This window comes from Streptacidiphilus pinicola, assembly GCF_003258295.1.
In the GTDB taxonomy this organism is placed as follows: domain Bacteria; phylum Actinomycetota; class Actinomycetes; order Streptomycetales; family Streptomycetaceae; genus Streptacidiphilus; species Streptacidiphilus pinicola.
The window spans coordinates 1-26,300 of sequence record NZ_QKYN01000096.1 but is presented as its reverse complement, the minus strand read 5'-3'; the positions used below and the strand labels follow the sequence as shown (position 1 = coordinate 26,300).

Annotated in this window: 23 protein-coding genes, 1 rRNA gene and 1 pseudogene; 11 read left to right on the top strand and 14 right to left on the bottom strand. The window is 72.0% G+C overall.

Going from position 1 to position 26,300, the window contains the following annotated elements; translation table 11 throughout:
• Position 1: 1 nt before the first annotated feature.
• Positions 2–511 (bottom strand): hypothetical protein, encoded by a 510-nt coding sequence (locus tag DN069_RS24210; protein WP_111504217.1) that lies wholly within the window; start codon positions 509–511, stop codon positions 2–4.
• 188 nt (positions 512–699) lie between these two features.
• Here DN069_RS24210 and DN069_RS24205 point away from each other — a divergent pair, with 188 nt between their 5' ends.
• A complete protein-coding gene (locus DN069_RS24205) occupies positions 700–1,383 on the top strand; it encodes a TOPRIM nucleotidyl transferase/hydrolase domain-containing protein (protein ID WP_207892249.1) in 684 nt (227 codons plus the stop codon).
• A 56-nt stretch (positions 1,384–1,439) separates the two neighbouring features.
• Here the strand turns inward: DN069_RS24205 and DN069_RS24200 are convergent, their stop codons facing one another.
• The gene (locus tag DN069_RS24200; protein ID WP_133260031.1) at positions 1,440–4,133 is read right to left on the bottom strand and encodes a choice-of-anchor P family protein; all 2,694 of its coding nucleotides are present in this window, start codon (positions 4,131–4,133) and stop codon (positions 1,440–1,442) included.
• Between the two features lie 280 nt (positions 4,134–4,413).
• On the opposite strand from DN069_RS24200, the gene DN069_RS40270 reads away from it, so the two are divergent.
• Positions 4,414–4,932 (top strand): hypothetical protein, encoded by a 519-nt coding sequence (locus DN069_RS40270; RefSeq protein ID WP_165845621.1) that lies wholly within the window; start codon positions 4,414–4,416, stop codon positions 4,930–4,932.
• Positions 4,933–4,980: 48 nt separating this feature from the next.
• Here the strand turns inward: DN069_RS40270 and DN069_RS24185 are convergent, their stop codons facing one another.
• Both DN069_RS24185 and DN069_RS24180 read right to left on the bottom strand, forming a co-directional pair.
• Positions 4,981–5,163 carry a DUF6011 domain-containing protein gene (locus tag DN069_RS24185; protein WP_111504211.1) on the bottom strand — a complete coding sequence of 61 codons (183 nt, stop codon included), beginning with the start codon at positions 5,161–5,163 and terminating at the stop codon, positions 4,981–4,983.
• A 46-nt stretch (positions 5,164–5,209) separates the two neighbouring features.
• The gene (locus DN069_RS24180) at positions 5,210–5,413 is read right to left on the bottom strand and encodes a hypothetical protein (protein WP_111504209.1); all 204 of its coding nucleotides are present in this window, start codon (positions 5,411–5,413) and stop codon (positions 5,210–5,212) included.
• A gap of 202 nt (positions 5,414–5,615) precedes the next feature.
• Here DN069_RS24180 and DN069_RS24175 point away from each other — a divergent pair, with 202 nt between their 5' ends.
• Positions 5,616–6,017, top strand: a complete 402-nt coding sequence (locus DN069_RS24175; protein WP_111504207.1) for a guanyl-specific ribonuclease — start codon at positions 5,616–5,618, stop codon at positions 6,015–6,017.
• Positions 6,018–6,333: 316 nt separating this feature from the next.
• On the opposite strand, the pseudogene DN069_RS24170 reads toward DN069_RS24175, so the two are convergent.
• The 7 genes and pseudogenes from DN069_RS24170 to DN069_RS24140 all read right to left on the bottom strand — a co-directional run bounded on the left by DN069_RS24170 (position 6,334) and on the right by DN069_RS24140 (position 14,138).
• Positions 6,334–6,953, bottom strand: a pseudogene (locus DN069_RS24170) (DUF1731 domain-containing protein).
• A 100-nt stretch (positions 6,954–7,053) separates the two neighbouring features.
• Positions 7,054–8,640 (bottom strand): glycerol-3-phosphate dehydrogenase/oxidase, encoded by a 1,587-nt coding sequence (locus DN069_RS24165; RefSeq protein WP_111504205.1) that lies wholly within the window; start codon positions 8,638–8,640, stop codon positions 7,054–7,056.
• A 124-nt stretch (positions 8,641–8,764) separates the two neighbouring features.
• The gene (glpK, locus tag DN069_RS24160; RefSeq protein WP_111504203.1) at positions 8,765–10,294 is read right to left on the bottom strand and encodes a glycerol kinase GlpK; all 1,530 of its coding nucleotides are present in this window, start codon (positions 10,292–10,294) and stop codon (positions 8,765–8,767) included.
• 74 nt (positions 10,295–10,368) lie between these two features.
• Positions 10,369–11,094, bottom strand: coding sequence for an MIP/aquaporin family protein (locus tag DN069_RS24155; protein WP_424556319.1), 726 nt, complete (start codon positions 11,092–11,094; stop codon positions 10,369–10,371).
• 209 nt (positions 11,095–11,303) lie between these two features.
• Positions 11,304–12,086, bottom strand: coding sequence for an IclR family transcriptional regulator (locus tag DN069_RS24150; protein ID WP_111504199.1), 783 nt, complete (start codon positions 12,084–12,086; stop codon positions 11,304–11,306).
• A 243-nt stretch (positions 12,087–12,329) separates the two neighbouring features.
• Positions 12,330–13,229, bottom strand: a complete 900-nt coding sequence (gene mmuM / locus DN069_RS24145) for a homocysteine S-methyltransferase (RefSeq protein WP_111504197.1) — start codon at positions 13,227–13,229, stop codon at positions 12,330–12,332.
• A 168-nt stretch (positions 13,230–13,397) separates the two neighbouring features.
• On the bottom strand, positions 13,398–14,138 hold the full coding sequence (locus DN069_RS24140; protein ID WP_111504195.1) for an SDR family oxidoreductase: 741 nt from the start codon (positions 14,136–14,138) through the stop codon (positions 13,398–13,400).
• Between the two features lie 90 nt (positions 14,139–14,228).
• Between DN069_RS24140 and DN069_RS24135 the strand changes: the two genes are divergently transcribed.
• From DN069_RS24135 to DN069_RS24110, 6 genes are all read left to right on the top strand, one after another.
• A complete protein-coding gene (locus tag DN069_RS24135) occupies positions 14,229–14,795 on the top strand; it encodes a TetR/AcrR family transcriptional regulator (protein ID WP_111504193.1) in 567 nt (188 codons plus the stop codon).
• Positions 14,796–14,926: 131 nt separating this feature from the next.
• The gene (locus tag DN069_RS24130; RefSeq protein WP_207892252.1) at positions 14,927–15,712 is read left to right on the top strand and encodes an NUDIX hydrolase; all 786 of its coding nucleotides are present in this window, start codon (positions 14,927–14,929) and stop codon (positions 15,710–15,712) included.
• A 133-nt stretch (positions 15,713–15,845) separates the two neighbouring features.
• Positions 15,846–16,943, top strand: coding sequence for a molecular chaperone DnaJ (locus DN069_RS24125; protein ID WP_111504189.1), 1,098 nt, complete (start codon positions 15,846–15,848; stop codon positions 16,941–16,943).
• Between the two features lie 48 nt (positions 16,944–16,991).
• The gene (locus DN069_RS24120) at positions 16,992–17,999 is read left to right on the top strand and encodes a hypothetical protein (protein ID WP_111504187.1); all 1,008 of its coding nucleotides are present in this window, start codon (positions 16,992–16,994) and stop codon (positions 17,997–17,999) included.
• Positions 17,996–19,351 carry an adenylosuccinate synthetase gene (locus DN069_RS24115; protein ID WP_111504185.1) on the top strand — a complete coding sequence of 452 codons (1,356 nt, stop codon included), beginning with the start codon at positions 17,996–17,998 and terminating at the stop codon, positions 19,349–19,351. The genes DN069_RS24120 and DN069_RS24115 overlap by 4 nt, the downstream gene beginning before the upstream one ends.
• Before the next feature lie 137 nt (positions 19,352–19,488).
• Complete coding sequence (locus DN069_RS24110; RefSeq protein WP_111504183.1) at positions 19,489–21,486, top strand: acetoacetate--CoA ligase; 1,998 nt, start codon at positions 19,489–19,491, stop codon at positions 21,484–21,486.
• A 58-nt stretch (positions 21,487–21,544) separates the two neighbouring features.
• On the opposite strand, the gene DN069_RS24105 is transcribed toward DN069_RS24110, so the two are convergent.
• Positions 21,545–22,354: a class I SAM-dependent methyltransferase gene (locus DN069_RS24105; protein WP_111504181.1), complete on the bottom strand. Its 810-nt coding sequence runs from the start codon at positions 22,352–22,354 to the stop codon at positions 21,545–21,547.
• Positions 22,355–22,501: 147 nt separating this feature from the next.
• Between DN069_RS24105 and DN069_RS24100 the strand changes: the two genes are divergently transcribed.
• The gene (locus DN069_RS24100) at positions 22,502–23,518 is read left to right on the top strand and encodes an EamA family transporter (RefSeq protein WP_165845620.1); all 1,017 of its coding nucleotides are present in this window, start codon (positions 22,502–22,504) and stop codon (positions 23,516–23,518) included.
• 8 nt (positions 23,519–23,526) lie between these two features.
• Here the strand turns inward: DN069_RS24100 and ptsP are convergent, their stop codons facing one another.
• Together ptsP and DN069_RS24090 are read right to left on the bottom strand one after the other, a co-directional pair.
• Positions 23,527–25,197: a phosphoenolpyruvate--protein phosphotransferase gene (gene ptsP / locus DN069_RS24095; RefSeq protein ID WP_111504179.1), complete on the bottom strand. Its 1,671-nt coding sequence runs from the start codon at positions 25,195–25,197 to the stop codon at positions 23,527–23,529.
• A 41-nt stretch (positions 25,198–25,238) separates the two neighbouring features.
• Positions 25,239–25,691: a PTS sugar transporter subunit IIA gene (locus DN069_RS24090; protein ID WP_111504177.1), complete on the bottom strand. Its 453-nt coding sequence runs from the start codon at positions 25,689–25,691 to the stop codon at positions 25,239–25,241.
• 416 nt (positions 25,692–26,107) lie between these two features.
• Between DN069_RS24090 and DN069_RS24085 the strand changes: the two genes are divergently transcribed.
• Positions 26,108–26,300 (top strand): 16S ribosomal RNA (locus DN069_RS24085); the annotation flags it as partial.

Here is a 26,300-nt window from a genome sequence, read left to right as displayed (position 1 = left end):
CTCAGGCGGCGCCGATGACGTTGGCGAGGTCCGCGGGGGTGACGTCGCCGGGTTCGCGGCCGTCGGAGAAGAGGTGGACGCCCGCGACGTCGTAGGCCGCGTCGCACAGCTCGGAGCAGATCATGGACCTGCGGGAGGCCATCACGGTGCGGGCCCAGGCGATCCGCAGGTGGAAGTGCCACAGCGCAAGGGCCAGGTAGTCGGCGGCGGAGTACGGGACGCCGATGAACGAGCGGGCCGCCGCCACGATCGCGGTGCGCTGCTCCTCCGTCAGTTCGACGTGGCCGGTGGACCAGGCGACCGGGCGGCCCTGGTACTCGTCGAGGTTGGCCAGGCGCGCGCCGCCGGGCTCGGCCTCGACGAGTTGGTCGTCGCCGACGTAGACGAAGGCGTGATCCCAGTGGCCGAAGCGGGAGCCGTTGAGCCACTCGCCGACCGAGATCAGGAGCCCGACCTGGCCCCTGACCGATGTGACCGCGAAATCGCCGGGCAGGGGCTGCACTTGTGGCATGTCTACCTCCGGAGTTCGTCAATGCCGGGAGAACTGGCTGGCACCACTGCCCAGATTCATACCCATTTCCGCCCCCGTCGTCGCACGCGGCGCGCGAACGCCACTCGACCAGGCGACCTGCCGGGGACCGGGCAACGCTCGCGGGCAAAGCGTTGGTGCCGGTCCAGTCAGGCGTGCACCATGAGGGGATGACGTCAGAGGCAGTCGTGCTCGTCGAAGGGGTCAGTGACCGGGTCGCGCTGGAGGTGCTGGCGCGACGGCGCGGGATGGACCTGGCGGCGCACGGCGTCTCCGTCGTGGCGATGCACGGCATCACCAACATCGGACACTTCCTGGCCCACTACCGCTACGGCGAGGCGACGCCGGGGAAACGGATCGCCGGGCTGTACGACGAGGCCGAGGAGCGGTTCGTGGTGCGCGGCCTCGGGCAGGTAGGTCTTCTCGACGAGAGGCCGGAGCGTGGGGAACGCAAGCAGCGCGTCTGGCTGGAGTCGCTCGGCTTCTTCAGTTGCTCGGTCGATCTGGAGGACGAGCTGATCCGGGCCCTCGGGCCGGACGCCGTGGAGGCGCTGGTCGCGGCGGAGGGGGAGTTGCGCTCCTTCCGAACGCTCCAGAAGCAGCCGGCACTGCGCGAGCGGAGCCTGCAGCACCAGTTGCGGCGGCTGATGGGCGGACGCTCGGGCGGCAAGGAGCGCTACGCCGCGCTGATGGCGGAGGCCGTCGAGCCGGCGCGGATTCCGCGGCCGCTGACGCGGGTGCTGGACTACGTCGCCGCAGGTGTGCCCGGCGGTGTGGCCGGGCTCGCCCGGCCCGCGCCGTCTCCGTCCCCGGCCTCGGCGGAGCGAGAGAGCCCTCGCGCCAGGTCGGTGTGACCCGGGCGCGAGGGCCGCGCGGGGAGGCGCGCTAAGGGCAGTTCAGCTCGCCGCTCTCAACTGCAGTTGTGCGCGCCGCTGGTGGCGGAGCCCACGACCACGTCCACGGTGTTCGCCCCGCCGAGCAGGCCGGGGACGATCAGGTGGACGGCGTTGACCGTGGTGCCGAAGTCGGCACTCGGGTCAGGCGTCTGCTCGTTGATCACCAGCCGGGCGCCGCCCGGCAGACCGATCACGCTGTTGGGCGCGGTCGGGACGGTCACCGGCGCGCCGGCGATGGTGAGCGTGAGCGTCGCGGAGCCCCTGGTCCCGGTGCAGGAGCTCACCGAGGTCGCGGTGAGACCGGAAATGCCGATCACCGGGAGGCCCGGGATCCCGATCGTCGCGTCCTGGACTGTCGACGTCGCAGTCGAGGTGCCCGGAGCCAACTTCGTGGTGACGTTGGCGCAGAGCGCGTCGGCCGAGATGAGCGCGGTGCTGAGGGTCGCCGTGCAGGGGGTGTCGGTGGTGGTCGCCTGTGCGGTGCGGATCTGGCCGGTGTCCGGCGTGGGCGGGATGGTCAGCTGCGCCAGCAGCAGGTTGACGTCGGCCGAGAGGCCGTAGGACCGGCCGGTGTAGTACTCCAGCCGCACCGTCGCCGAGGCGTTGGACGGCAGGTAGTACGCGTCGCCGGCGAAGGTGACCGCGACCGGGACCGTCGCGGTGTCGTTGAGCGGCTGGTTGACCGTCGGGATGGTGCAACTGACGGTGCCGTCGCCGCCGGTGGTGCCGGAGCAGGTCTGCTGCGTCGAGCCGGTGCCGAGCGCGATCTGGACGGTACGGCCGGCGATGGCGGCGGTGCCGTCCTCCTTCAGCACTCCCGACAGCGTGGCCGGCACGCCGTTGGCGACGTGTTTCGGGCCGGTGTAGGCGAGCGTGGTCTCCTCGTGGGTGATGGTGAACGCGGCGGTCGTCGAACTCGCCTCGTGCGTCGGGTCACCGGCGTAGTCGGCGTGCAGCGTCACGCCGCCCGCCGGGTCGACCGGGGTCAGTCCGCAGGAGGCGTTGCCGGAGGCGTCCGTCGTGGCGGTGCAACTCGCGCCGCCGAGCGTGAACTTGACCGTACCGCCGGAGACCGGCGAGCCCTGGCCGCTGACGTTCGCGGACGCCGTGAAGGCGTCGTGGTAGTCGGCGGTGGTGGCGCCGGTGTAGCTGACGGAAGTGGGGATCTTGCCGGGGTTGGTGCTTCCGCAGGGGCTGGACTGGACCGTCGGCTGCGCCTTGCTCAGCAGGTCCTGCATCGCCACCGACGAGCATGCGGAGGCGGGTTGGCCCACCTGCACCGGCACGGTGGCGGTCACCGTGATGCTTTCGGCCTGGTGGACCGGCAGCGTGTCGTAGGAGACGGTGAAGGAACTCGACGTCGAGCTCTGCGAGGCGGAGTTCGGCGCGCTCAGACTTGTCAACGTGTACCCGCTCGGCAGCGGGCCGTTGACGGTGGCGTTGAGCGCGGCGCCGGTGTCGTCGTTGTTCTGCACCTTGACGGTGTAGGTGACGGTGGAGCCGACCACCGGGTTCGGGTTGTCGACCGTCTCGGCGGCCGTCACCTGAGGCGGGCAGACGTAGCCGGTGCCGCCGCTGATGACGCAGTCGTCCATCGCGCAGGTGTGGACGGCGTTGCTCCACTCCTGCTGCAGGACGTACGGGTGGCCGTGCAGGAAAACGTCCGCACCTGAGTCGTTCTTCGGCGCGTAGGGCGTGCCCGTCTCACCGGCCTCGCACTTGTCGCCGATCTCGCCGCCCGTCGTCTGCGAGGTCAAGTCGGTCCAGGCGGGCGTCGTGTTCACGTACGGGTCGGTGGCGGTCTCGCTGATCTCGTGCGACAGGATGCTCACTTCGTTGTCGGCGGCGAGGTTGCCGTTGGGCGCGCTGTCCTGGATGAGGCAGTTGTTGCCGGGCGCCCCGTGGTCCCCACCGGAGTCCGACATGAAGGCGTACAGCTGGTTGTTCCCGTTGCTGGAGTGGTAACCGCAGACCCAGCCTCCCTTGGGGACGGTGGGGAAGGTGCACTGGTTGCTGCTCAGGCACTGCTGGATCCCGGAGGCGGTGAACACGACGACGATGTGCGTCGCGTCCTGGGGCCAGCCCTTGGCCGCCGCCGCGTGGGATGCCTCCGTGGCGATGTCGCCGTCCGTCAGCGGGTCGGTGGTGGTCCCTGCGTGCGGGTACGGCTGGGTGTCGGTCCAGGATCCGCCGAAGGACACCGCGTTGGGTACGTGACCGGTGCTGTCGGCGTACTGGTTCACGACGTTGAAGTACGGTGTGCCGCCGACGTCCTGGACCCAGCGCTGCTGGAGGCTCTCGTAGGCGGCGTCCGTGCCGTCCGAGGTGAAGTGGTCGCCGGTGGGCAGCCAGTACACGAGGGAGACGGTCACGCCGTGCATGACCGAGCCGCCGTGGTTCGCCAGGTCGGCTTCGCTGCCGGGCGTCGGGGTGTGCGTGTACGGCGTGTCCGTGGTGATCCGCGGTGGCGTCTGCACCGACGAGCTCCCGTGCGGGTAGGCCATGAAGACGCCGGGCCGGTGGTGCCCCGTCTGCGGCGTGGACGTCGGCACGGCCGGCGTCTGCCGTCGCGCGTTCGCGGTACGGGACGTGCCGGCCTGAACCCTCACCGTCGGTGTGATCGCCTTGGCGGCGACGGTGGGTTGGTGGTGCGCACCGCTCGGTGTCACCGCCTCGGCGCCTGTGGCTTGCAGACCGAGCAACAGCATCCCGGCCGCCGCCACCCCCGCACAGGCCCGCGCGGATAATGACCAGATCTTGCGCAAGATGGTTCCCCCTAGGTAAGTCGCTTGCCGCGCACCGGAGTTGCCGGGGCGGAGGCACTGACCGACAGGCCACGCTAGGGGAAGGCGGCGGGGCACGCACAGAGGGTGTGTCGTGAACGATTCGCCATGAAATCCGCACAATCCTGCGCCCGCGGCGGGGAACCCGGGTGACCCGGCAGCCGTCGGAAAGGCGACCGAACAGGCGAACAGGACGGTGCCTCTGATGGATCGACTTCAGGTCTCGCTGCTCTGCGCTGCCGGTGCGACAGTGCTGGCGCTGGCCGGGTGCACGTCCGCGAGCTCCCCGGGGTCGCCCGGGCCCGGGGGGACTCCGCCCTCGACGGGGCCCACCACGACGGCCTCCGCCTCTGCCGCGGCGACGCCGGGTACACCCTCCGGCGGCGGCGCCACCGCCGTCATGGCGAGCGGCGCCGACGACGGCAAGACCGTGACCCTGCACGTGGGCGAGCGGCTCCACGTGGATCTGCCTACGGCCTTCTGGACCTTCCAGCCGGTTGGCGCGTCACAGGTCCTGCGGACGGTCGCCACGGCTTGGGCGAGCCCGAGCACGTCCTGCCCGCCGCCGATGGGTATGGCCGGCTGCGGAGATCAGACCGCCGACTACACCGCGGTCGGCCCGGGTCGTGCCACGGTGTTGGCGACCCGCCAGGCCTGCGGCGAAGCCGCAGCGTGCACGGGAGCCGCCGGGCGGTTCGAGCTCCACGTGACCGTGTCGGGCTGACGCCGGCTGGCGGGCGGAGGCTTACGGCTGGGGGTGCCGCCCCGGGGTTCAGAGGCCGGGGAGGGTCTCCTCCTGGGTGACGCGCGGCGGCTCCGGGAGACGGAGCTCGGTGCAGACGGGTCCGTGGCCGCGGGCGCGGGAGGCGGGGTCGCGCAGTGGTCGGCCGCAGCCCGAGCAGCGCACGACCGCCTCCTGGACGGCGGAGGCCGGAATCAACGCGTCGTCGGTCACCAGATCAGCGTAGGCGACGGCCGCTCGGGGCCGGCCGCTTCGCGGCTCAGTGCTCCGCCGCGCCGTGCTTGGCCTTGCGGGCCGCCTCGCGGCGGCCGAGGCGGCGGCCCGTGCGCAGGCCCACGAAGAGCACCGCCAGGACGAAGACCACGCAGCCGATGATCAGCAGCCAGAACAGGCCTTTCACGATCGCGCCGAGGAACCCGAAGACGACCGCGATCAGCAGCAGGAACAGGAAGACCGCGAGCATGGCCGCTCCTCGTCGTCGGTGTCCGATCACGCCCCTCCAGTCTCGTCCGGACCCCTCCGTGTCGCGCGTCGGGGCTCCGAACGGGTGGGTCGTGTCACCCGCGGGACATCTTCTGCTCGATCAGAGGTTGTCAGGCGAACAAATCGTGAAGGGATGTCATGTTCCCTTCCGTGCTGCCTCGTCCGTCCGCACACTCATTGACATGAGCATCTCTCTACGCGCGTGGAACGCGCGCACCGCGACCCTGTTCCTCGCTGCCGGCGTCCTCGCCGCGACCTGCCCCGTCCTGCTGCCGGCCGCCAGCGCGCACGCCGACGTCAGCGGCACGGTGTGCCAGAGCCAGCTGCCCTCGCAGGCCGACGACACGCTCAACCTGATCGCCCAGGGCGGCCCGTACCCGTACAGCCAGGACGGGACGATCTTCTCCAACAACGAGGGCGTCCTGCCGAGCGAGCCCTACGGCTACTACCACGAGTACACCGTGGTCACCCCGGGCAGCCCGACCCGCGGCGCGCGCCGCATCGTCCAGGACCAGCCGGACCAGATCGACTACTACACCGACGACCACTACGCGACGTTCGAGCAGATCGACCTCAGCTGCTGACGCCCGCCCCCACGGACTGACGGGCCCGGCCGCCGCCGGGCCCGTCTCCGTGCCGCTGCGGCGGTCAGCCGCGGTCCACCGCGAGGAACCAACAGTCGCGCCCAACTCGCGCTCTGGGCAGCCTCGTTGCCGGACCTGGTGCCGCCCTGTGCCGTGGCGGGGCCCATGCGCAGGTACGGGAACATGCCCACCTCGTGCCCCGCGTCGGGGTAGACCACGAACTGGTGTGGGAACGGATCGTTTCCCCCGTCCGCCGAAATCCGGGGCCGATCTTGCGCCCGTGCCGCCCGGCTGTCCGGACCCCCATGCGCGGCCGTCAGCGCCGCATCCGGCGGACCAGGTCGTCCGCGGCCTGCGGCCACCCCTCGCACTCGAATGCGAAGCCCGCCTCACGCAGGCGGCCCGGCGTCACCCGGCGGCTCTTCAGCAGCAGCTCGGTGTCGCTGCGCAGCGCGAACGCGCCGAGCTCGGCCATCCAGCGGGTGGCCGGGATGCCGACGGGCATGCCCCAGGCCTGCCGCAGGGCACGTCCGGCTCCTTGCCGCCGATCAGGCCGCCGGCCTCGTCGTTCGGGGCGTCGAAGCGGTGGGCGTAGATCGTCGCGGTGCTCATCTGCATCCAGACGCGCGGCGGCCGCCTCGCTGCGGCGATGGCCTCGCCGACGACGCGGGCGGAGTCGACGCGCGAGTCCATCATTTGCCGCAGGTTCGCCTGTGTGTAGCGGCAGCTGACGCTGCGACCGGCCAGGTTGACCACGAGGTCGGCACCGTCGATCGCCTCCGCCGCCCAGGGGCCGAGCGTGCGGCCGTCCCAGGCCAGCTGCCGCTCGCGGGTGGGGTGCCGGGTCAGCACCACCACCTCGTGACCGGCGGCCGTCAGCGCCCGGTCCAGGATTCCGCCGACCTGCCCGGTCCCGCCGGGAAGCACGACCTTCATCGTGTCCGTCCCCCTGGCGCTCGTTGTTGAACGCGTTCAAAATACACCCGGGCCCCGCCGTCGACGACGGCGGGGCCCGGGCGGTGGGGGAGCCGGGGTGTCAGGCCTGCGGCAGGCGGGTTGCCAGGAAGGTGTCGACCTCGGCGCGGACCTCTGGGGTGTCGAGGCCGCGGACGGTCGTGGTGGTGCGGCGGCGCAGCACGTCGTCGGTGGTGGCGGCCCACTCCTGGTCGACGGCGTAGGCGACCTGGGCCCAGACGTCCGGGCCGTCCGGGTGGATCTGCCGGCCCAGCGACGGGTCGTCGTCGATCATCCGGGCGATGTCGAAGGAGAGGGTGCCGTAGTGGGTGGCCAGGTGGCGGGCGACCAGCGGGTCCATCCGGGCGCCGGGCTCGCGGTCGACCAGCAGGCGGTGGGCGACGGCGTTCGGGCTGGCCACGCCCGGCAGCGGGACGGTGCGCGGGATCGTCGACATGTCCTCGGCGAGGCCGGTCCCCGCCACGTGCGCGAGCTTCTCCAGCACGACCCGGCCGATGTGACGGTAGGTCGTCCACTTGCCGCCGGCGACCGACAGCATGCCGCCGCGGCCCTCGGTGACGACGGTCTCCCGCTTGGCGGCCGCGGTCTGGCCGGGGCCGCCCGGCAGCACCCGCAGACCTGCGAAGGAGTAGGTGATCAGGTCGCGGTCCAGGTGGTCGTCGCGGATCGCGTGGGCGGCCTCGCCGAGGATCTGGTCCACGTCGGCCTTGGTGGCACGGACGTCGGCCGGGTCGCCGGTGTACTCCTCGTCGGTCGTGCCGAGCAGGACGTGGTCCTCCCACGGGATGGCGAAGGAGACGCGGTACTTGTCGATCGGGATTGTCAGCGCGGCCTTCCAGGGCGCCTTGCGCTTGAGCACGACGTGCGCGCCCTTGGACAGCCGGATGCTGGGCGCGGCGTTCGGGTCCTCCATCGCGCGCAGGTGGTCCACCCACGGGCCGGTCGCGTTCAGCACGAGGCGCGCGTCGACGCCGAACTCCTCGCCGGTCAGGCGGTCGCGGACCTCGGCGCCGGTGACCCGGCCGCCGGTGAAGCGAAGGCCGGAGACCTCGGCGTGGTTGAGCACGACCGCGCCCGACTCGACGGCGGCGCGGACCGTCATCACGGCCACGCGGGAGTCGTTCATCTGGTGGTCGCCGTAGACGGCGACGGAGCGCAGGCCCTCGGTCTTCAGCGCCGGGACGGCCTGCCCGGCGCGGGCGGCGGTGGCGACGTGGCCCATGCCGTCGCGGAAGGCGGAGAGCGCGGAGTAGAGGAAGACACCCGCGCCGAGCTTCGGCGCCGAGTGCGGGCCGCCCTTGTAGACCGGGACGAAGAAGGTGAGCGGGTTGACCAGGTGCGGTGCGACGTCCGTGGAGAGCGCGCGGCGCTCCTTGTGGTTCTCCGCGACCAGCTTGACCGCGCCGGTCTGCAGGTAGCGCAGACCGCCGTGGACCAGCTTGGAGGAGGCGCTGGAGGTGGCTCCGGCGAAGTCGCCCGCGTCCACCATCGCGACCCGCAGGCCCGACTGCGCGGCCGTCCAGGCCACGGCGGTGCCGAGAATGCCGCCGCCGATGATCAGCAGGTCGTAGGTGGCACTGCTCAGCAGTGCCCGCGCCTGCGCGCGGTCGGCCGTGCGGTTGGCCCCAAGGGTCGGCATGGTGTGCATCGGAAGATCCCTCGAATTTCCTGGAGGTGGTGCTGGGTCCGGCCATGCGGACCCAGGGGTGCGGTGGGTCCCCTCCCCCCGAGAGGGGGCCCACCGCACCCGAGTTGTGTGAGACGACGGGACGTCAGTGGCCCGTCGGCTGGTCCTCTTCGATCCAGCCCATGGTCCGTTCGACGGCCTTGAGCCAGTTCTTGTACTCGCTCTCGCGCGTCTCCTCGTCCATCCGCGGGGTCCACTCCGCGGCGCGGTGCCAGTTGGCGCGCAGGGTGTCGACGTCCGGCCAGAAGCCGACCGCGAGACCGGCCGCGTAGGCGGCGCCCAGCGCGGTGGTCTCGGCGACGAACGGGCGCTCGACCGGGACGTCCAGGACGTCGGCGATGTTCTGCATGAGCAGGTTGTTGCTGGTCATGCCGCCGTCGACCTTGAGCGCTGAGAGCGTGACGCCGGAGTCCTTCTCCATCGCGTCGACGACCTCGCGGGTCTGCCAGGCGGTGGCCTCCAGCACGGCGCGGGCCAGGTGACCCTTGGTCACGTAGCGGGTCAGGCCGGTGATCACGCCGCGCGCGTCCGAGCGCCAGTACGGCGCGAACAGGCCGGAGAACGCCGGGACGATGTAGGCGCCGCCGTTGTCCGCCACCGTCGAGGCCAGCGTCTCGATCTCGGCCGCGGTGGAGATGATGCCGAGCTGGTCGCGGAGCCACTGCACCAGCGAGCCGGTGACGGCGATCGAGCCCTCGAGCGCGTAGACCGGGGCCTGGTCGCCGATCCGGTAGCCGACCGTGGTCAGCAGCCCGTGGTAGGAGTTGACGACCTTCTCGCCGGTGTTCAGCAGCAGGAAGGTGCCGGTGCCGTAGGTGGACTTGGCCTCGCCGACGTCGAAGCAGGTCTGGCCGAACAGCGCCGCCTGCTGGTCGCCCAGCGCGGAGGCGACCGGCACGCCCGCCAGCTCGCCCACGGCCTCGCCGTAGACCTCCGCGGAGGAGCGGATCTCCGGCAGGACGGACATCGGCACGTCCATCGACTCGGCGATCTTGTCGTCCCACTCCAACGTGTGCAGGTTCATCAGCATCGTGCGCGACGCGTTGGTCACGTCGGTGACGTGCTTGCCGCCGTCGACGCCACCGGTCAGGTTCCAGATGACCCAGGTGTCCATCGTGCCGAAGAGGATGTCGCCGCGCTCGGCGCGCTCGCGCAGGCCCTCGACGTTGTCCAGCAGCCAGCGGATCTTGGGGCCGGCGAAGTAGCTCGCGAGCGGGAGCCCGGTCTCGCGACGGAAGCGGTCCTGACCGACGTTGCGGCCCAGCTCCTTGCAGAGGTCCTCGGTGCGGGTGTCCTGCCACACCAGGGCGTTGTGGACCGGCTTGCCGGTGTTCTTGTCCCACAGGACGGTGGTCTCGCGCTGGTTGGTGATGCCGATGGCGCGGATGTCGTCGCGGGTGAGCCCGGCCTTGGCCAGGGCACCGGAGATGACCGACTGGACCCGGGTCCAGATCTCCTCGGCGTCGTGCTCCACCCAACCGGGCTGGGGGAAGATCTGGCTGTGCTCCTGCTGGTCGACCGCGACGATCCGGCCGTCCGCACCGAAGACGATGCATCGGCTGGAGGTCGTTCCCTGGTCGATGGCCGCGATGTACTGGCCGTTGCTGGTGGTCATGGCGTCCTCGTTGACGAGTGGGCGGACGGGGGCGGGTTCTTGGCTCTTCGGGCTCTTTGAGGAAGAAGCCTGGCCTACGCGAAGGCCGCGTTGTAGATGCCGCCGGCGATCAGGGCGCCGATGACCGGGCCGACGACGGGGATCCAGGCGTAACCCCAGTCGGAGTCACCCTTCTTGGGGATCGGCAGCAGCGAGTGCACCAGGCGCGGCGCGAGGTCGCGGAAGGGGTTGATCGCGTAGCCGGTCGGACCACCGAGCGAGAGACCGATCCCGACGACGGTCAGCGCGGTGATCAGGATGCCCATGCCGGAGAGGCCGAGCTCCTTGTTGAGGCCCTGCGTGAGGATCAGCAGGCAGAGGACGGTGGTGCCGATCGCCTCGGTGATCAGGTTCTGGGCCGGGTTCCGGATCTCGGGGCCGGTCGCGAAGATGCCGAGCGTGGGCTCGTCGTTCTGGTTGAACTGGCCGAGGTAGCTGAGCCAGACGAGCACCGCGCCGAGCGCGGCACCGATGAACTGACCGGCCAGGTAGAGCGGGACGTGGCTCCAGTCACCGGTCTTGACGGCTATCGAGAGGGTGACGGCGGGGTTCAGGTGGGCCCCGGACAGGCTGTTGGAGACGTAGGCGGCCACGAGGACGGCGAAACCCCAGCCGAAGGTGATGGCCAACCAGCCGGCTCCCTCCGCCTTGGATCTCTTGAGGGTCACGGCGGCGCAGACGCCGCCGCCGAGAAGGATCAGCAGGGCGGTCCCGATGACTTCGCCGAAGAAGATGTGGGTGTCGGACACGGCGGCTCCCAGGGTGCGGATTGCGGCTCACGTTCGACAATGTCGACCGCTGTGCGAAAACTACGTGGGAGTATGGCGCGCGTCAAGGCTGCGTCCACTGTCTGCTCAACTTAGGCAGAAGGTACGAATCGCTGCACGTGAACACGCGGAAGCGCCCGCGCCGTGGTCTGCGGCAGCGGGCTCGCGTCGGCCTGCGAAGGCCTGTGTGTGCCGGAGGTTCGCTAGAAGCGGGGCGCGCCCAGGTCGCGGGAGATCGAGCGGGCCGCCTCGCGGACGGACACCACCAGCTCCGGCCGCACCGGGCCGGCCGTCCCGTCCGGCTCCGGCAGGCAGACGCGCTCCACCGGGCCGTTGAGCGCCACCGCGCCCACGGGGTTGCGCCGCCGGTCCTGGATCAGCGCGGCGATCGAAGCCACCCCCGTCCAGGTCTCCTCCACGGCCGAGGCCCAGCCGCGCTCGCGGATCGCCGCGGCCTCGGCGTCTATGGCGTCCAGGTCGGTGTGGGTGTGTGGAGTGAACGCCTCGCGCTCGCTCTCCACGAGCTCGGCGCGCGCCACCGGGTCGAACGCGGTGAGGACCTTGCCGAGCGCGGTGCTGTGCAGTGGCTGCATGCTGCCGACCTCCAGCACCTGCCGGGTGTCGTCGGGCCGGAAGACATGGTGCACGATCAGCACGCCGCGCTGGTGCAGCACGCCGAGGTACACCGTCTCGCCGCTGGCCCGGGCCAGGTCGTCCGCCCAGACGAGCGCGCGGGCGCGCAGCTCGTGCACGTCGAGATAGCTCTGCCCGAGCCGCAGCAGTTCCGCGCCGAGCTGGTACTTGCCCGAGTCCGGGTCCTGCTCGACGAAACCCTCCTGCTGCAGGGTGCGCAGTATCCCGTGCGCGGTGCCCTTCGCCAGGCCGAGCGCGCTGGACACGTCCGACAACCCGAGCCGCCGCTCCCCGCCGGCGAGCAGCCGAAGGATCGCCGCCGCCCGCTCCAGCGACTGGATCGACCCGGCCATCGAGATACCTCCGCGCACTTGCTGTTGGAAACGTCGTTCGACAATGCCGACGTTGATCTGCTTGAGACAGAGTCTGCCAGAACCTGTCGGCAGGTGAGATCCCCCGGGGGCGCGAGGCTGTGCCGATCTGCGGCCCCGCCCCCAGCCCTCGGCCGGGAGGCGCCCCCGGCGTGGGCGCGAGAAACCACCGGAGGCAGCTGCCCGGCGGCCCAGCGAGGACCATCTGCACGCCGGCGGCGCGGGTTAGTGCAGCTCCTTGCTCAGCGCACTGATCTGGTCCGCGCCGACGCGGCAGCAGCCGCCGAGGAGGCGGGCGCCGGCGGAGAGCCAGGAGGAGACGCGCGTGGGGGAGAAGGTGGCCGGGCCGGACCAGGCGCGGGTCGTGGCGTTCCAGCCCTCGCCGCTGTTGGGGTAGACGACGACCGGCTTGCCGGAGACCTCCGCCGCCAGGGCGACCGCGTCCACCGCCTCCTCCGGGGCGAGGCAGTTGACGCCGACCGCGATCACCTGCGGGTTGTCGCGCGCGACAGCGAACGCCTCGGCCAATGGCTGCCCGGCGCGGGTGTGTCCCTCGGCCGCGCTGTAGGAGAGCCAGACCGGCACGTCCAACCCCGCCACCGCGTCGAGCACGGCGATCGCCTCGTCCACGTCGGGGATGGTCTCGATCGCCAGCACGTCCGGCGCGGCCGAGGCCAGCACCTCCGCCCGGGGCGCGTGGAACGCGCGCAGCTCGGCGCGGGTGAGGCCGTAGCGGCCGCGGTACTCCGAGCCGTCGGCGAGGACCGCGCCGTAGGGGCCGACGGAGGCGGCGACCCAGCGGTCCGCGGCGTCGCCGGCCGCCTCGCGGGCCAGGCTGACGCTGCGGCGCAGCAGCTCCTCGGACTCCACGCGGTCGGCGCCGACGCGGGCGAAGCCGCCGAAGCTGGCCTGGTAGCTCGCCGTGATGGCGACCTGTGCGCCGGCCGCGAAGTAGCGGCGGTGTACCGCCGCGACGGCGTCGGGGGCGTCGCGCAGCAGCCGCGCGGACCAGAGCGCGTCGGAGAGGTCGTGCCCGTCGGCCGCCAACTCGTTGGACATGCCGCCGTCCAGCACGACCGGGCCCTCGGCGAGCGCGGCGGCGAGCGGGATCCGAGGGGGCGTCACAGGAACCTCCGGGCGGTGCGGACCAGCGGGTGGAACGGCGTTGGGGCGGTCCTCCCGGAGCTCCGGCAGCCCCGCCCCTTCTGTCGTGTTCACCCTAACTCCGCGCCGCGACGGAGCCCGGGACGCGTCCGCATCCCGGGCTCCGTCGCGTGGCACCGGCGCTCGGCCCTACACCGCGAGCCGCGCGCCGCCGTCCACCGGCAGTACCACGCCCGTGGTGTAGGTGTTCTCGACCAGGAATCCGATCGCGTGCGCGACCTCCTCCGCACGGCCCGGACGGCCGAGGGCCGCGCCACTGGCCGCGCCGGTGATGGTCTCGGCCCGCGCCTCCTCCGGGATCCAGTCCCACCAGGGCGTCTCGATAACGCCGGGGGAGACCGCGTTGACCCGGCGCGGAGCCAGCTCGGCCGCGAGGATCCGCGACGCGGTCTCCACGGCGGCGTTCATCGACCCCAGGAGTACCAGACCCGGCGCGCTCAGGTGCGAGCTCACCGCGCCGACGAGCGTCACCGACCCCGCCGCGCGCAGCGTGCCGAGCGCGGCCCGGACGCTGAGCAGGTGCGCGAGCAGCTTGCCCTCGCTGTGCCTGAGCAGCTCCGCCGGGTCCAGGTCGGCCAGCGAGGTGACGCCGCCGTTGCGCGTCACCGTGACCACGAGGTGGTCGAACGCGCCCACCTCGGCGAAGAACGCGGCGAGCTGCTCGCCGTCCGTCGCGTTCACCGCCCGGCCGGTGACGGGCCGGGCGGACTGCTTCGCGTGGAGCGTCTTGAGCGCCTGCGCGAGGCGCTCCTCGTCGCGTCCGGCGATGACGACCTCGTACCCCCGGTCGAGCAGCAGGTCCGCCGTCGCGAGGCCGATCCCCGAGGTGCCGCCGAGGATGACGACGCGCTCCGACGTGTGCTGTGCCATGTCCGTCCCCACTTCTTCCCTCTCGCGTCTCTTTACGAGACACCGTGCCTCGATTATTTATCGAGACACCGTGCCTTGTAAAGTCGGTCCATGAACTCCAAGCCCCTCGGCCGTCCGCGCAGCGCGGACGCGCACCGTGCGATCCTCGACGCGGCGCTCGCGCTCTGCGTCCGCGACGGATACGCCGCGCTCACGATGAAGGCCATCGCGGCGGAGGCCGGCGTCGGCCGGCAGACCGTCTACCGCTGGTGGCCGACGCGCGGCGCGGTGCTGCTGGAGGCGCTCGGCGAGATCGGCGAGACGCTCGGCGCGCCGCCCGCGACCGGCGATCCCGTCGCGGACCTCCGCCTCTTCCTCGACCGCACCTTCGCGCTCGCTGCCAAGGCCCCGACGACGGACGTCCTCCTCGGCGTCCTCTCCGACGCCTTCGCCGATCCGGAGCTCGCCCGCACGCTGCGCGGCTACATCGCGGGCCGTCGGGCGCTCCTCGCGCAGATGCTGGAGCGGTACGGCGCCGACGGCTGGAAGGTCCCGGTGGTGACCGTCGTCGATCTGGTCTTCGGGGCCATGTGGTACCGGCTGATGTACCAACACGGGCCGGTGGGGCCGGATTTGACCGAGGAGGTGCTCGTCGTGGTGGCCTCCCTGCGCGCGTAGCGAGGGGGGCGGGGCTGGCACATCGCACGGCTGTGCGCTACGTTGTTCTCGTTCTGAGAAATACTCAAGCTGAGAACAACGGAGAAGCGATGAGCCCGGCGCCCGCCCACCGCGACGACGAAGCCGCGTTCCTGGCCGCCTACGACCCGCGGGACTTCCCCGCGATCGCGCTCACGGTCGACATCGTCGTGCTGACCCTGCGCGAGGGCCGCCTGAACGTGCTGCTCGTCGAGCGGGCGGGGCAGCCGTTCCAGGGGCAGTGGGCGCTCCCGGGCGGGTTCGTGAAGGCAGGACAGGAGGGCCTCGACGAGGCCGCGGCGCGCGAGCTCGCGGAGGAGACGGGGCTCAGCGCCGGTGCGCTGCGCCGCGTGCACCTGGAGCAACTCGGCTCGTACGGCGAGCCGGCGCGGGATCCGCGGATGCACGTCGTCTCCGTGGCCTACCTGGCCTTCGCGCCCGACCTGCCCGATCCGCGCGCCGGCGGCGACGCCGCCCGCGCCGCATGGACTCCGGTCGTCGGTCCTCACGGGGGTGGGACCGGCGGCCGGAACTCGACCGAACGGGGGTCGGCTGACCGGGAGTTGGCCTTCGACCACGGGCGGATCCTCGCCGACGGCCTCGAACGGGCCCGCGCCAAGCTGGAGTACACCCCGCTGGCCGCGGCCTTCCTCGAGCCCGAGTTCACGATTCCCGAACTGCGCGCGGTCTACGAGGAGATCTGGGGGCAGAAGCTCCACCCCGGCAACTTTCACCGCAAGGTGCTCTCCGCGCCCGGCTTCGTGGAGAGCACCGGCGAGACCGCCGAACGCGGCGGCTCCCGCGGCGGCCCCCGGGCCCGTCTCTACCGGGCCGGCGACGCCCGGCTGCTCCACCCCGCGCTGCTGCGACCGGACGCCGAGGAACCCGACGCCAGGTAGTCCGCGCACCGGCCTCACGCCCAGAAGCCGGCCCGGACGAGCCGACACCCACAAGCCGGCGCCCGCGATCCTGCCCGTCCGCCCACCGCCGACCTACCGACGCGAAGGAGTACGACCCCGAGGAGGGAGACCGTTGAGCGAACCACCCTGGCGCCGGCCGACGAGCCGGCCGTCCGATCCGCCCCGGCCCCGCACCTTCGACGAGGCGCTCGCCGCCCTCGCCGCGGCCACCAGCGCCGAGGACGTCTTCGGTGCGGCCGCCGCGCCGGACGTCACCGCGCGCCGGTACCGGCGGCTCGCGCGCCTGCTGCACCCCGACACCGCCCCGCCCGGACGCCGCGCCGAGGCCACCGCCGCCTGCGCCTCGCTGAACCGCCTGCGCGCCGCCCAGCCACTGGTCTCTGACGACCTGCTGACGACACGTCATCGGACTTACCAGGTCGGCGACCGGATCGCCTCCGGCGACGTCGCCCTGCTGCGTGCCGCCCGAACCCGGGCTCGCGAGGGCCGCGGCCCGGAGCTGGACGCGGTGCTGAAGACCCCGTACAGCCCGGCCGACAACGACCTGATGGAGCGTGAGGCCCATGCCCTCGCCTGGCTCGCGCGACACGGAGAGCCGCGCTTCCGCAACTACGTGCCGACGCTGCTGGAGAGCTTCACCCACGCGGATCCTGCCGAACCCGGCGCCGCCCCCCGCCGCGTCAACGCGCTGCTGCGGCTCGACGGGTTCCTGAGCCTGGCGGAACTGCGCGACGCGTTCCCCGACGGGCTCGACCCGCGCGACGCCGCGTGGATCTGGCGGCGGCTGCTCGTCGCACTCGGGCACGCCCACCGCACCCGCGTCCGGCACGGCGCGGTCCTGCCCGAGCACGTACTGATCCACCCCGTCGAGCACGGTCTGGTGCTGGTCGACTGGTGCTACGCCACCACCGGCGTGCCCGCCCCCGCGCCGGCGCTGGTCGAGCGCCACCGTGGCCGTTACCCGCCCGAGGTGGCCGCCCGCAGGCCGGTCACCGAGGCCACCGACATCCACCTCGCCAGCTCCTGCATCGCCGAACTGATGGGGGATCAGGCGCCGTCCCAGATGCGCGGCTTCCTCGCGGGCTGCATGCTCCCGGCCGAGCCACGCCGCCCCCACGACGCCTGGCGGCTGCTCGCCGAGCTCGACCAGCTGCTCGAACGCCTCTACGGCCCGCGCACCTTCCGGCCACTGCGCCTGCCCGCCGCCTGAACAAGCGGGCCCTGAACGAACACTGCTTCACGAACGGGGAGAACCACCATGGGAAGCGGACGCTGGGACACCGACGTCTACGCCGCCGCCGCGAACTACCGTGCCACGCACGGTATCGGGGCCTTCGACTACAGCGACCGCGCCCGGCGCGGTCCACGCCACGAGTGGCGCGCCCACCCGGACCTCGACCCGCTCGGGCTGACCGACCGTGAGAGCCGCGACAGCGCCGAGCACCCGGACTCCCAGGCCGTCGCCGTCCTCTTCGACGTCACCGGCTCCATGGGCACCGTCCCGCGCGTCCTGCAGACCGAGCTGCCCGAGCTCTTCGGCCTGCTGCTGCGCAAGGGCTACGTGCGCGACCCGCAGATCCTCTTCGGCGCGATCGGGGACGCCACCTGCGACCGAGTCCCGCTCCAGCTGGGGCAGTTCGAGTCGGACAACCGGATGGACGACAACCTCGGCAACATCTTCCTCGAGGGCGGGGGAGGCGGTCAGATGCACGAGTCCTACGAGCTCGCGATGTACGCGATGGCCCGCCACACCGCCATCGACTGCCACGAGAAGCGCGGCCGTCGCGGCTACCTGTTCATCATCGGCGACGAACTCCCCTACGGGCAGGTGTCCGCGACGGAGCTGCGGGCCGTCTTCGGGGAGCGCGCGACCGAGGACATCCCGCTGCAGGCGCTGGTCGACGAGCTGCGCCGCCGCTGGGACGTCTACTACCTCCTCCCGGCAGGCTCCTCCTACGTCGGCAACGACCAGGTGCTCGGCCGCTGGCGCACGCTGCTCGCCGACAACGTCATCGAGCTCGACGACCTCGACGCCGTCTGCGAGACCATCGCACTCACCATCGGCCTCGCCGAGGGCGCCATCGACCTCGACGAAGGCCTGGAGGACCTGGCCGACATCGGCTCCCGCGCCGGTGCGAGCGTCGGGCGGGCGCTCGCCGGGGTGGCCCGGCGCGGCGGGGAGGTCGCCGTCTCGGAGGTGTCGCTGCTGCGCGGCGAGGACCGTCACCAAGAACGCCGCAACGGGCCGGGGAACACCCGGCTGTGAACATCCGTCAGCGCCACGCCGTCGTCGTCGACCTGGGGTTCGGCGACGCCGGCAAGGGCGCCACCGTGGACCGCCTGTGCCGGACGATGGGCGCGACCACCGTGGTCCGCTTCAACGGCGGTGCGCAGGCGGCCCACAACGTGGTCACCGACGACGGCCGCCACCACACCTTCGCGCAGTTCGGCTCCGGCACCCTCGTGCCGGGCGTGCGCACACACCTGTCCCGCTTCATGCTCGTCGACCCGCTCGCGCTCTCCGCGGAGGCCCGGCACTTGGCCGAGCTCGGTGTGCCCGACGCCCTCGGCATGCTGACCGTCGACCGCCGCGCCCTGCTCACTACCCCGTACCACGCCGGCGCCAACCGGCTGCGCGAGCAGGCGCGCGGCGCGGGTCGGCACGGTTCCTGCGGCATGGGCATCGGCGAGACCGCCGCCTACGCACTCCGCCACCCCGACGACGCGCCCACGGCAGGGGACTGCGCCGTGCCGATGCGCCTGCACGGCCGGCTGGCCCGGCTGCGGGACCGCCTCGCCGCGCAACTCGGGCTGCCGGCCGAGCGGTTGGGGCCGCCGGTGGAGGACTGCCTGCCCGCCTACCGGGCGTTCGTGCAGGCCGTCCGGCTGACCGACGAGTCCTTCCTCGGCGGCGTACTGCGCCGCGAGCGCGTCGTCTTCGAGGGAGCCCAAGGCGTGCTGCTCGACGAGTGGCACGGCTTCCACCCGTACACCACCTGGTCCACCACGACGTTCGCCAACGCCGTCGCCCTCCTCGACGAGTCCGGCGCGCCCGGCGACGACGCGCTGCGGCTGGGCGTCGTCCGCACCTGCACGACGCGCCACGGGCCCGGCCCGCTGGTCACGGAGGACCCCGCCCTCCACACCCAGCTGCCCGAACCCCACAACACCACCGGCCCCTGGCAGGGCCGGTTCCGCCGCGGCCACTTCGACGCCGTCGCCCACCGTTACGCGCTGCGTGCCTGCGGGGGAGCGGACGCGCTCGCCGTCACCCATCTCGACGCCCCCGTCCGCGCGCGGGACCTGCGGCTGTGCGACGCCTACGACTTCGCCGGCGGCGAGATCCGGGACCTCACCCCGGTGCCGCCCGGCGACTTCGACCGCCGCCAGCGCCTCACCGACCACCTGCTGCGCGCCCGCCCGGCGCGGCTGGAGCGCCCGACGCAGTGGGCCGAGGCGATCGGCGACGCGCTGGGCCTGCCGGTGCTGCTGACCTCCAACGGTCCACGGACGGCCGACGCTGGCCCGGGGCCGTCGGCGGCGCCCGCGGCCGTCGCGGGACAGGCCGGACCCGGTGCCGCGGCCGCGCCCGGGACCCTGAGCGTGCAGGATGCATGATGCTCGTGCCCGATCTCACGAGCAAAGAGAACCCGGGTTGCCTGGCGTGGGGCCCCGCCTTCGTGGGAGATTCTGCACAGGCGTTCCCACCTGCCCCTCGGTGTGCAGGGCGCCGAGCTCGGAGGCCCGCACAGCGTATGAGCAGCGACGAGATCACCCCCCTGTGGCAGCCCGACCCCGCACGAGCGGCTGCTTCACGGCTCGCTGCCTTCCACCGCTTCGCCGCCGAGTACTACGGCGCGCCCAAGCCGCTGCCCGACGGCAAGCCCGAGGTCGAGTACGCGCAGTTCCACCGGTGGTCCGTCGAGCACCTCGAGGACTTCTGGAGCGCGCTGATCCAGTGGTTCGACGTGCGGTTCACCACGCAGCCGACCACCGTCCTCGCGGACGCGTCGATGCCCGGCGCCACCTGGTTCCCCGAGGCGCGCCTGAACTACGCCCAGCACATCCTGCGCCATGGTGAGGACCCGCAGAACGCCGACACCGCGGCGATCCTCCACATGGAGGAGGGCGCCGCGGAACCGCGCGTCACCACCTGGTCCGAGCTGCGCCGTCAGGTCGGCTCGCTGACCGCGGAGCTGCGCCGGCTCGGCGTCGGTCCGGGCGACCGGGTCAGTGCCTACGTCCCGAACGTGCCGCAGGCCGCCGTCGCCATGCTGGCGACCGCCGCCGTCGGCGCGGTGTGGACCTCCTGCGCCCCCGACTTCGGCGCGCGCAGCGTGCTGGACCGGTTCCAGCAGATCGAGCCCGTACTGCTGTTCGCCGTCGACGGCTACCGCTACGGCGGCAAGGAGCACGACCGCACGGAGGTCGTCGCCGAGCTGCGCGGCGAGCTGCCGACGCTGCGGCACGTCGTCCACATCCCGCTGCTGGGTCGCGGGGCCCCGGCGGGCACGCTGGAGTGGGACGCGCTGACCTCCGCACCGGCCGTGCCCTCCTTCGAGCAGGTGCCGTTCGACCACCCGCTGTGGGTGCTGTACTCCTCCGGCACGACGGGTCTGCCCAAGGCGATCGTCCAGAGCCACGGCGGCATCACGGTCGAGCACCTCAAGCAGGCGGGCCTGCATCTCGACCTCGGGCCGCAGGACCGTTTCTTCTGGTACACGTCCACCGGCTGGATGATGTGGAACTTCCTGCTCGCCGGCCTGCTGGTGGGCGCGAGCATCGTCACCTACGACGGCAGCCCCGGCTACCCGACCACCGACGCGCAGTGGCGCATCGCCGCGGCCACCGGCGTCACTGTCTACGGCACGTCCGCCGCCTACGTGATGGCCTGCAAGAAGGGCGACGCCCACCCCGGCACCGACCTCGACCTCTCCCGGCTCCGCGCGATCGGCACCACCGGCTCCCCGCTCCCGCCCGACGGCTTCCGCTGGATCTACGACGAGATCAGTTCCGACATCTGGCTGGCCTCCGTCAGCGGCGGCACGGACGTGTGCAGCTGCTTCGTCGGCGGCGCGCCGACACTGCCGGTCTACGTCGGCGAGATCCAGGCCCCCAGCCTCGGCGCCGCGGTGGAGGCCTGGGACGCCGGCGGCAAGCCCGTCGTCGGCGAGGTCGGCGAGCTGGTGATCACCAAGCCGATCCCGTCCATGCCGGTCGGCTTCTGGAACGACCCGGACGGCGTCCGCTACCGCGAGAGCTACTTCGAGATGTTCCCGGGCGTCTGGCGGCACGGCGACTGGATCACCGTCACCGAGCGCGGCACCGTCGTCATCCACGGCCGCTCCGACTCCACGCTGAACCGCCAGGGCGTCCGGATGGGCTCCTCCGACATCTACGAGGTGGTCGAGCGCCTCCCGCAGATCAAGGAGTCCCTCGTCATCGGCCTGGAGCAGCCGAACGGCGGCTACTGGATGCCCCTCTTCGTCGTCCTCGCCGAGGGCGCCGAGCTGGACGATGCTCTCCGCGCGGCGGTCCGCGACGCCCTGCGGACGCAGCTGTCCCCGCGCCACGTCCCCGACGAGATCATCGTCGTCCCGGCGATCCCGCACACCCTCACCGGCAAGCGCATCGAGGTCCCCGTCAAGCGGATCCTCGGCGGCACGCCCCTCGAGAAGGCGGTCAACCCCGGCTCCATCGACAACCCCGACGCGCTCCGCGTCTTCGAGCAGTTCCGCAAGACCGAGGGCTAATCGCACCTCCCAGGGGCCCCGCGCTCCTGGGAGGTGCAACTACCTGCGGGAGCATCACTTACGCTCGGCAGATGAGCTCGCCGTGGAGGACGCTGAACCAGCCGCGTTCGTCCGCGGCCCACGCGCGCCAGCCGGCGCTGATCCGGTCCAGGTCGGCGCGCGTGGCGAAGCCTTCCCGTACCGCCTGGTCGGCGATCCCGGAGCTGAGGATCCGTTCGGCCCACATGCCGCCCCACCACCCGCGGTCCTCGTCCGCGGCGAAGCACCACGTCGACGAGGACGCCTCGACGCGCTCGGCCGGGAAGCCGGCCGCCAGCGCCCAGGCGCGCAGCATCCGGCCCGCGTCCGGCTCGCCGCCGTTCGCGCGGGCGACGCGGTGGTACAACGCGTTCCACTCGTCCAGCGCCGGCACCGCGGGGTACCACGTGAAGCCCGCGTAGTCCGAGTCCCGTACCGCGACGACGCCGCCGGAACGGCAGACACGGTGCATCTCGCGCAGCGCGGCCACCGGGTCGGCCACATGCTGCAGCACCTGATGCGCGTGGACGACGTCGAAGGACGCGTCCGGGAACGGGAGCGCGTGCACGTCGGCCGTCTCGAAGCGGACCCCGGCCGACTCCGGCACGGCTTGGCGCGCCTGCGCCAGCACCTCCGCGGAGTTGTCGACCGCTGTCACCAGCCCGGGGCCGACGCGTTCGGCGAGTCCGGCGGTGATCGTGCCCGGCCCGCAGCCGACGTCGAGAAGTGCCTGGCCCGGCTTCAGCTCGGGCAGCAGGTACGCGGACGAGTTCTCCACCGTGCGCCACTGGTGCGAACGCAGCACCGAGGCGTGGAAGCCATGGGTGTAGTGGTTCTGATGCTCGGTCATGTTCTACCTCCCGGCTCGACGCTAGATCAAGTCTCATTCACCGAGAAGAGTTGTCTCGCTGAACGAGACACCGTTGTCCTGCCCGTAGCGCGGCGACGCCCCTCTGCGCCACCATGCGGTGTACAGACCCGTCAGAGAGGTACGCACATGACGCGTGATGCGGCCACCGCCTCCACCCGCACCGGAGCCACCGCCGCCCCCGCCCACACCTCGAACCCCGGCGAACGTCGGCCGCAGGCCATGCTCTGGACCGGCCTGGTCATCGTCTACGTGGTGTGGGGATCGACCTACCTCGCCATCCGGATCACCGTCGAGACGATGCCGCCGTTCCTCTCCGCCGCGCTCCGATTCCTCACCGCCGGGCTGCTGCTCACCGGGATCGTCGCCTGGCGCTCCGGAGCCGCCGCGCTGAAGATCGACCGCCGCCGGCTCGCGACCGTCGTGCTGGTCGGACTGCTCCTGCTGGTCGGCGGCAACGGGCTCGTGGTCCTCGCCGAGACGCGCATCCCGTCCGGTCTCGCCGCGCTCCTCGTCGCCAGCGTTCCGCTCTGGGTCATCGTGCTGCGCACCGCCTTCGGCGACCGGCCACGCGCGGCGACCTTCGCGGGCGTGCTGTTCGGCTTCTGCGGGCTCGCGGTGCTGACCCTCCCCGGCACCTCCGGCGGCGTCCGGCTCACCGGCATCGTCCTGGTGCTGACCGCGTCGCTGCTCTGGTCGCTCGGGTCCTTCGCCTCCTCCCGGCTGCCCATGCCGGCCAACCCCTTCACCGCCAGCGCCTACGAGATGCTCGCCGGCGGCCTCGTCGACCTGCTGCTCGGCCTGATCCGCCACGAGCACCTCGACGTCGGCGCCGTCAGCACCAGCTCCTGGCTCGCGCTCGCCTACCTCGTCGTCTTCGGCTCGCTCGTCGCGTTCAGCGCCTTCGCCTGGCTGCTGCAGAACGCGCCGCTGTCGCTCGTCGCCACCTACGCCTACGTCAACCCGGTCGTGGCCGTGCTGCTGGGCTGGCTGATCCTCTCCGAGGCGGTCACCTGGTCCATCGCGCTCGGCGGCGCCATCGTCGTCGCGGGCGTCTGCCTCGTCGTCAGCACCGAGGCCAGGAGCAAGCGGGCCCCCGTCCCGAAGGCCCCCGTCCCGAAAGACGAGGGCCCGACGCAGGGATAGCTCCGGGGTCACTCCCCGGACAGCACCTGGTTCGCCGCCGCGCGCGCGTCGGCCGCGCTGTCCGTGGCGCGGGCGGCCGCCGCGGCGCGCACGCACTGCGCAAGCGTGACCTTGGCCAGCTTCGCCCGCACGTACGGGATCGACGCCGCGCCCATGGACAGGCTCGTCACACCGAGCCCCGTCAGCACACAGGCCAGCACCGGGTCGGACGCCGCCTCGCCGCAGACTCCGCAGCTCTTGCCCGTCGCCTTCGCGGCCTCCGCCGACATCACGATCAGGTCCAGCAGCGCCGGCTGCCACGGATCCTGCAGCCGCGCCACCGCGCCCACCTGCCGGTCGGCCGCGAACGTGTACTGCGCCAGGTCGTTGGTGCCCAGCGAGAGGAACTCGACCTCCTGGAGGATCGAGTGCGCCCGCAGCGCGGCCGAGGGGATCTCCACCATCGCGCCGAACTTCGCCTTCAGCCCCGCCTCGCGGCAGGCGTCGGCGAACGCCTTGGCGTCCTGGCGGTCGGCCACCATCGGCGCCATGACCTCCAGGTGCACCGGCAGGCCCTCCACCGCGCGAGCCAGCGCCCGCAGCTGTGTGCCCAGCACCTCCGGGTGGTCCAGCAGCGAGCGCAGTCCGCGCACACCCAGCGCCGGGTTCGGCTCGTCGGCCGGGGTCAGGAACTCCAGCGGCTTGTCGGCGCCCGCGTCCAGGACGCGCACCACCACACGGCCCTCCGGGAACGCCTCCAGCACCTTCCGGTACGCCTCGACCTGCGCATCCTCGGACGGTGCCTTCTTCGAGTCGTCCAAGAAGAGGAACTCGGTGCGGAACAGGCCGACACCCTCGGCGCCCGCCTCCACCGCGGCCGGCACGTCCGCCGGACCCCCGACGTTCGCCAGCAGCGGCACCGTGTGCCCGTCCGAGGTCCGACCGGGCCCGGTCGAGGCCGCCAGCGCCGCCTTCCGCTCCGCCGCCTCCACGCGCAGCGCGTCCTGCGTCGACTGCGGGGGGTCCACGATGACGGCGCCCGTACTGCCGTCGACCGCCACCAGCACGCCCTCGGCCGTCTTCGTCGCGTCCGCGAGCGCCACCACCGCCGGGACGCCGAGCGCGCGGGCCAGGATCGCACTGTGGCTGGTCGGCCCGCCCTCCTCGGTCACGAAGCCGAGCACCAGGGTCGGGTCCAGCAGCGCGGTGTCGGCCGGAGCCAGATCACGGGCGAAGAGTACGTAGGGTTCGTCGCTGTCCGGCACGCCCGGCATCGGCACGCCCATCAGCCGCGCCACGATGCGGTTCCGCACGTCGTCCAGGTCAGCGACGCGCCCGGCGAGGTAGTCGCCCGCCGCCGCGAGCAGCGCACGGTAGGCGGCGAACGCGTCGTAGACGGCACGGTCCGCGGAGCTGCCGACGTTGATCCGCCGCTCGACGTCCGCCATCAGCTCCGGGTCCTGCGCCATCAGCGCCTGTGCCTCGAGCACCGCCTGCGCCTCACCGCCGGCCAGGTTGCCGCGCGCCTGCAGGTCCGCCGCCACGGCGTCGACCGCTTGCCGGGCCCGGGCCTGCTCGCGCGGCGCGTCCTCGGCCGGAATCTGCCTGGCCTCGGGCTCCAGCACCGCCGTACCCATGTGCCGCACCTGGCCGATCGCCACGCCGTGACTCACGCCCACGCCCTGCAGGGTCTCTGTCATCTCACCGGTCTCCGCTTTGAGTCTCCGTCGAAGGGGTGCTGCTACTTCCAGGAAAAGAGTGCGTCGCCCGCCGCGAGCTCACCGGTCTCCGCGAGGTCGGAGAGCTGGTCCGCCGTCGCCTCCAGGGCCACGATCGGGCAGATCGGGGACTTGCCGGCGGCCTCGACGGCGGCCGGGTCCCACTTGACGACCGGCTGACCGCGCTTGACGGTGTCGCCCTTGTTGACGAGCAGTTCGAACCCCTGGCCGTTGAGCTGAACGGTGTCGATGCCGAGGTGGGTCAGCACCCCGTGGCCCTCGTCGTCCAGTACGACGAAGGCGTGCGGGTGCATGGAGACGACGACACCGTCAATGGGGGAGACCGCGGCACCGGGGCTCCGCACCGGGTCGATCGCCGTGCCCGGACCGACCATGGCACCCGAGAACACGGGGTCGGGCACGTTCGCGAGCCCGATCGCCCGGCCGGCCAGCGGGGACGTGACGGTCGTCGTCATGGTTGAGCCTCCTGGTCGAGTGGCAGAAACCCGCGCGTGGGCCGAGTCGGCCCACGTCGGAGATCAGCCTAAATCATGTCAACTACGGACAGGTCGGGCAGAGCGCCCGTCCGGCGAGAGGTCTAGACCACTACCGCCTGCGGAGACTGTACGTCATGTGGGTGAACAGCGCCGATTTGCTCCGTGACCAGGAGGTGTGTAACTTCTTCGTTGTGCCCGGCGCGGTCCGGGACAAACCCCTGAAGAACGGCGCGGAAAACGCCTCGTTCCTTGAGAACTCAACAGCGTGCCAAAAGTCAACGCCAGTTACTTTTGAGAAACAAATTTCAGCGAGGACGCTGTGCACGGGTCCGCTCATTCCAGCGGATGCTGTGCCGCTCTGCGCGAATACTGTGCCTTATTTAGAGGCCAAAGCATTCACGGAGAGTTTGATCCTGGCTCAGGACGAACGCTGGCGGCGTGCTTAACACATGCAAGTCGAACGGTGAAGCCCTTCGGGGTGGATCAGTGGCGAACGGGTGAGTAACACGTGGGCAATCTGCCCTGCACTCTGGGAGGCGCCTTGGACACGAGGTCTCATACCGGGTCTTACCCTTGAGCGCATGGTCT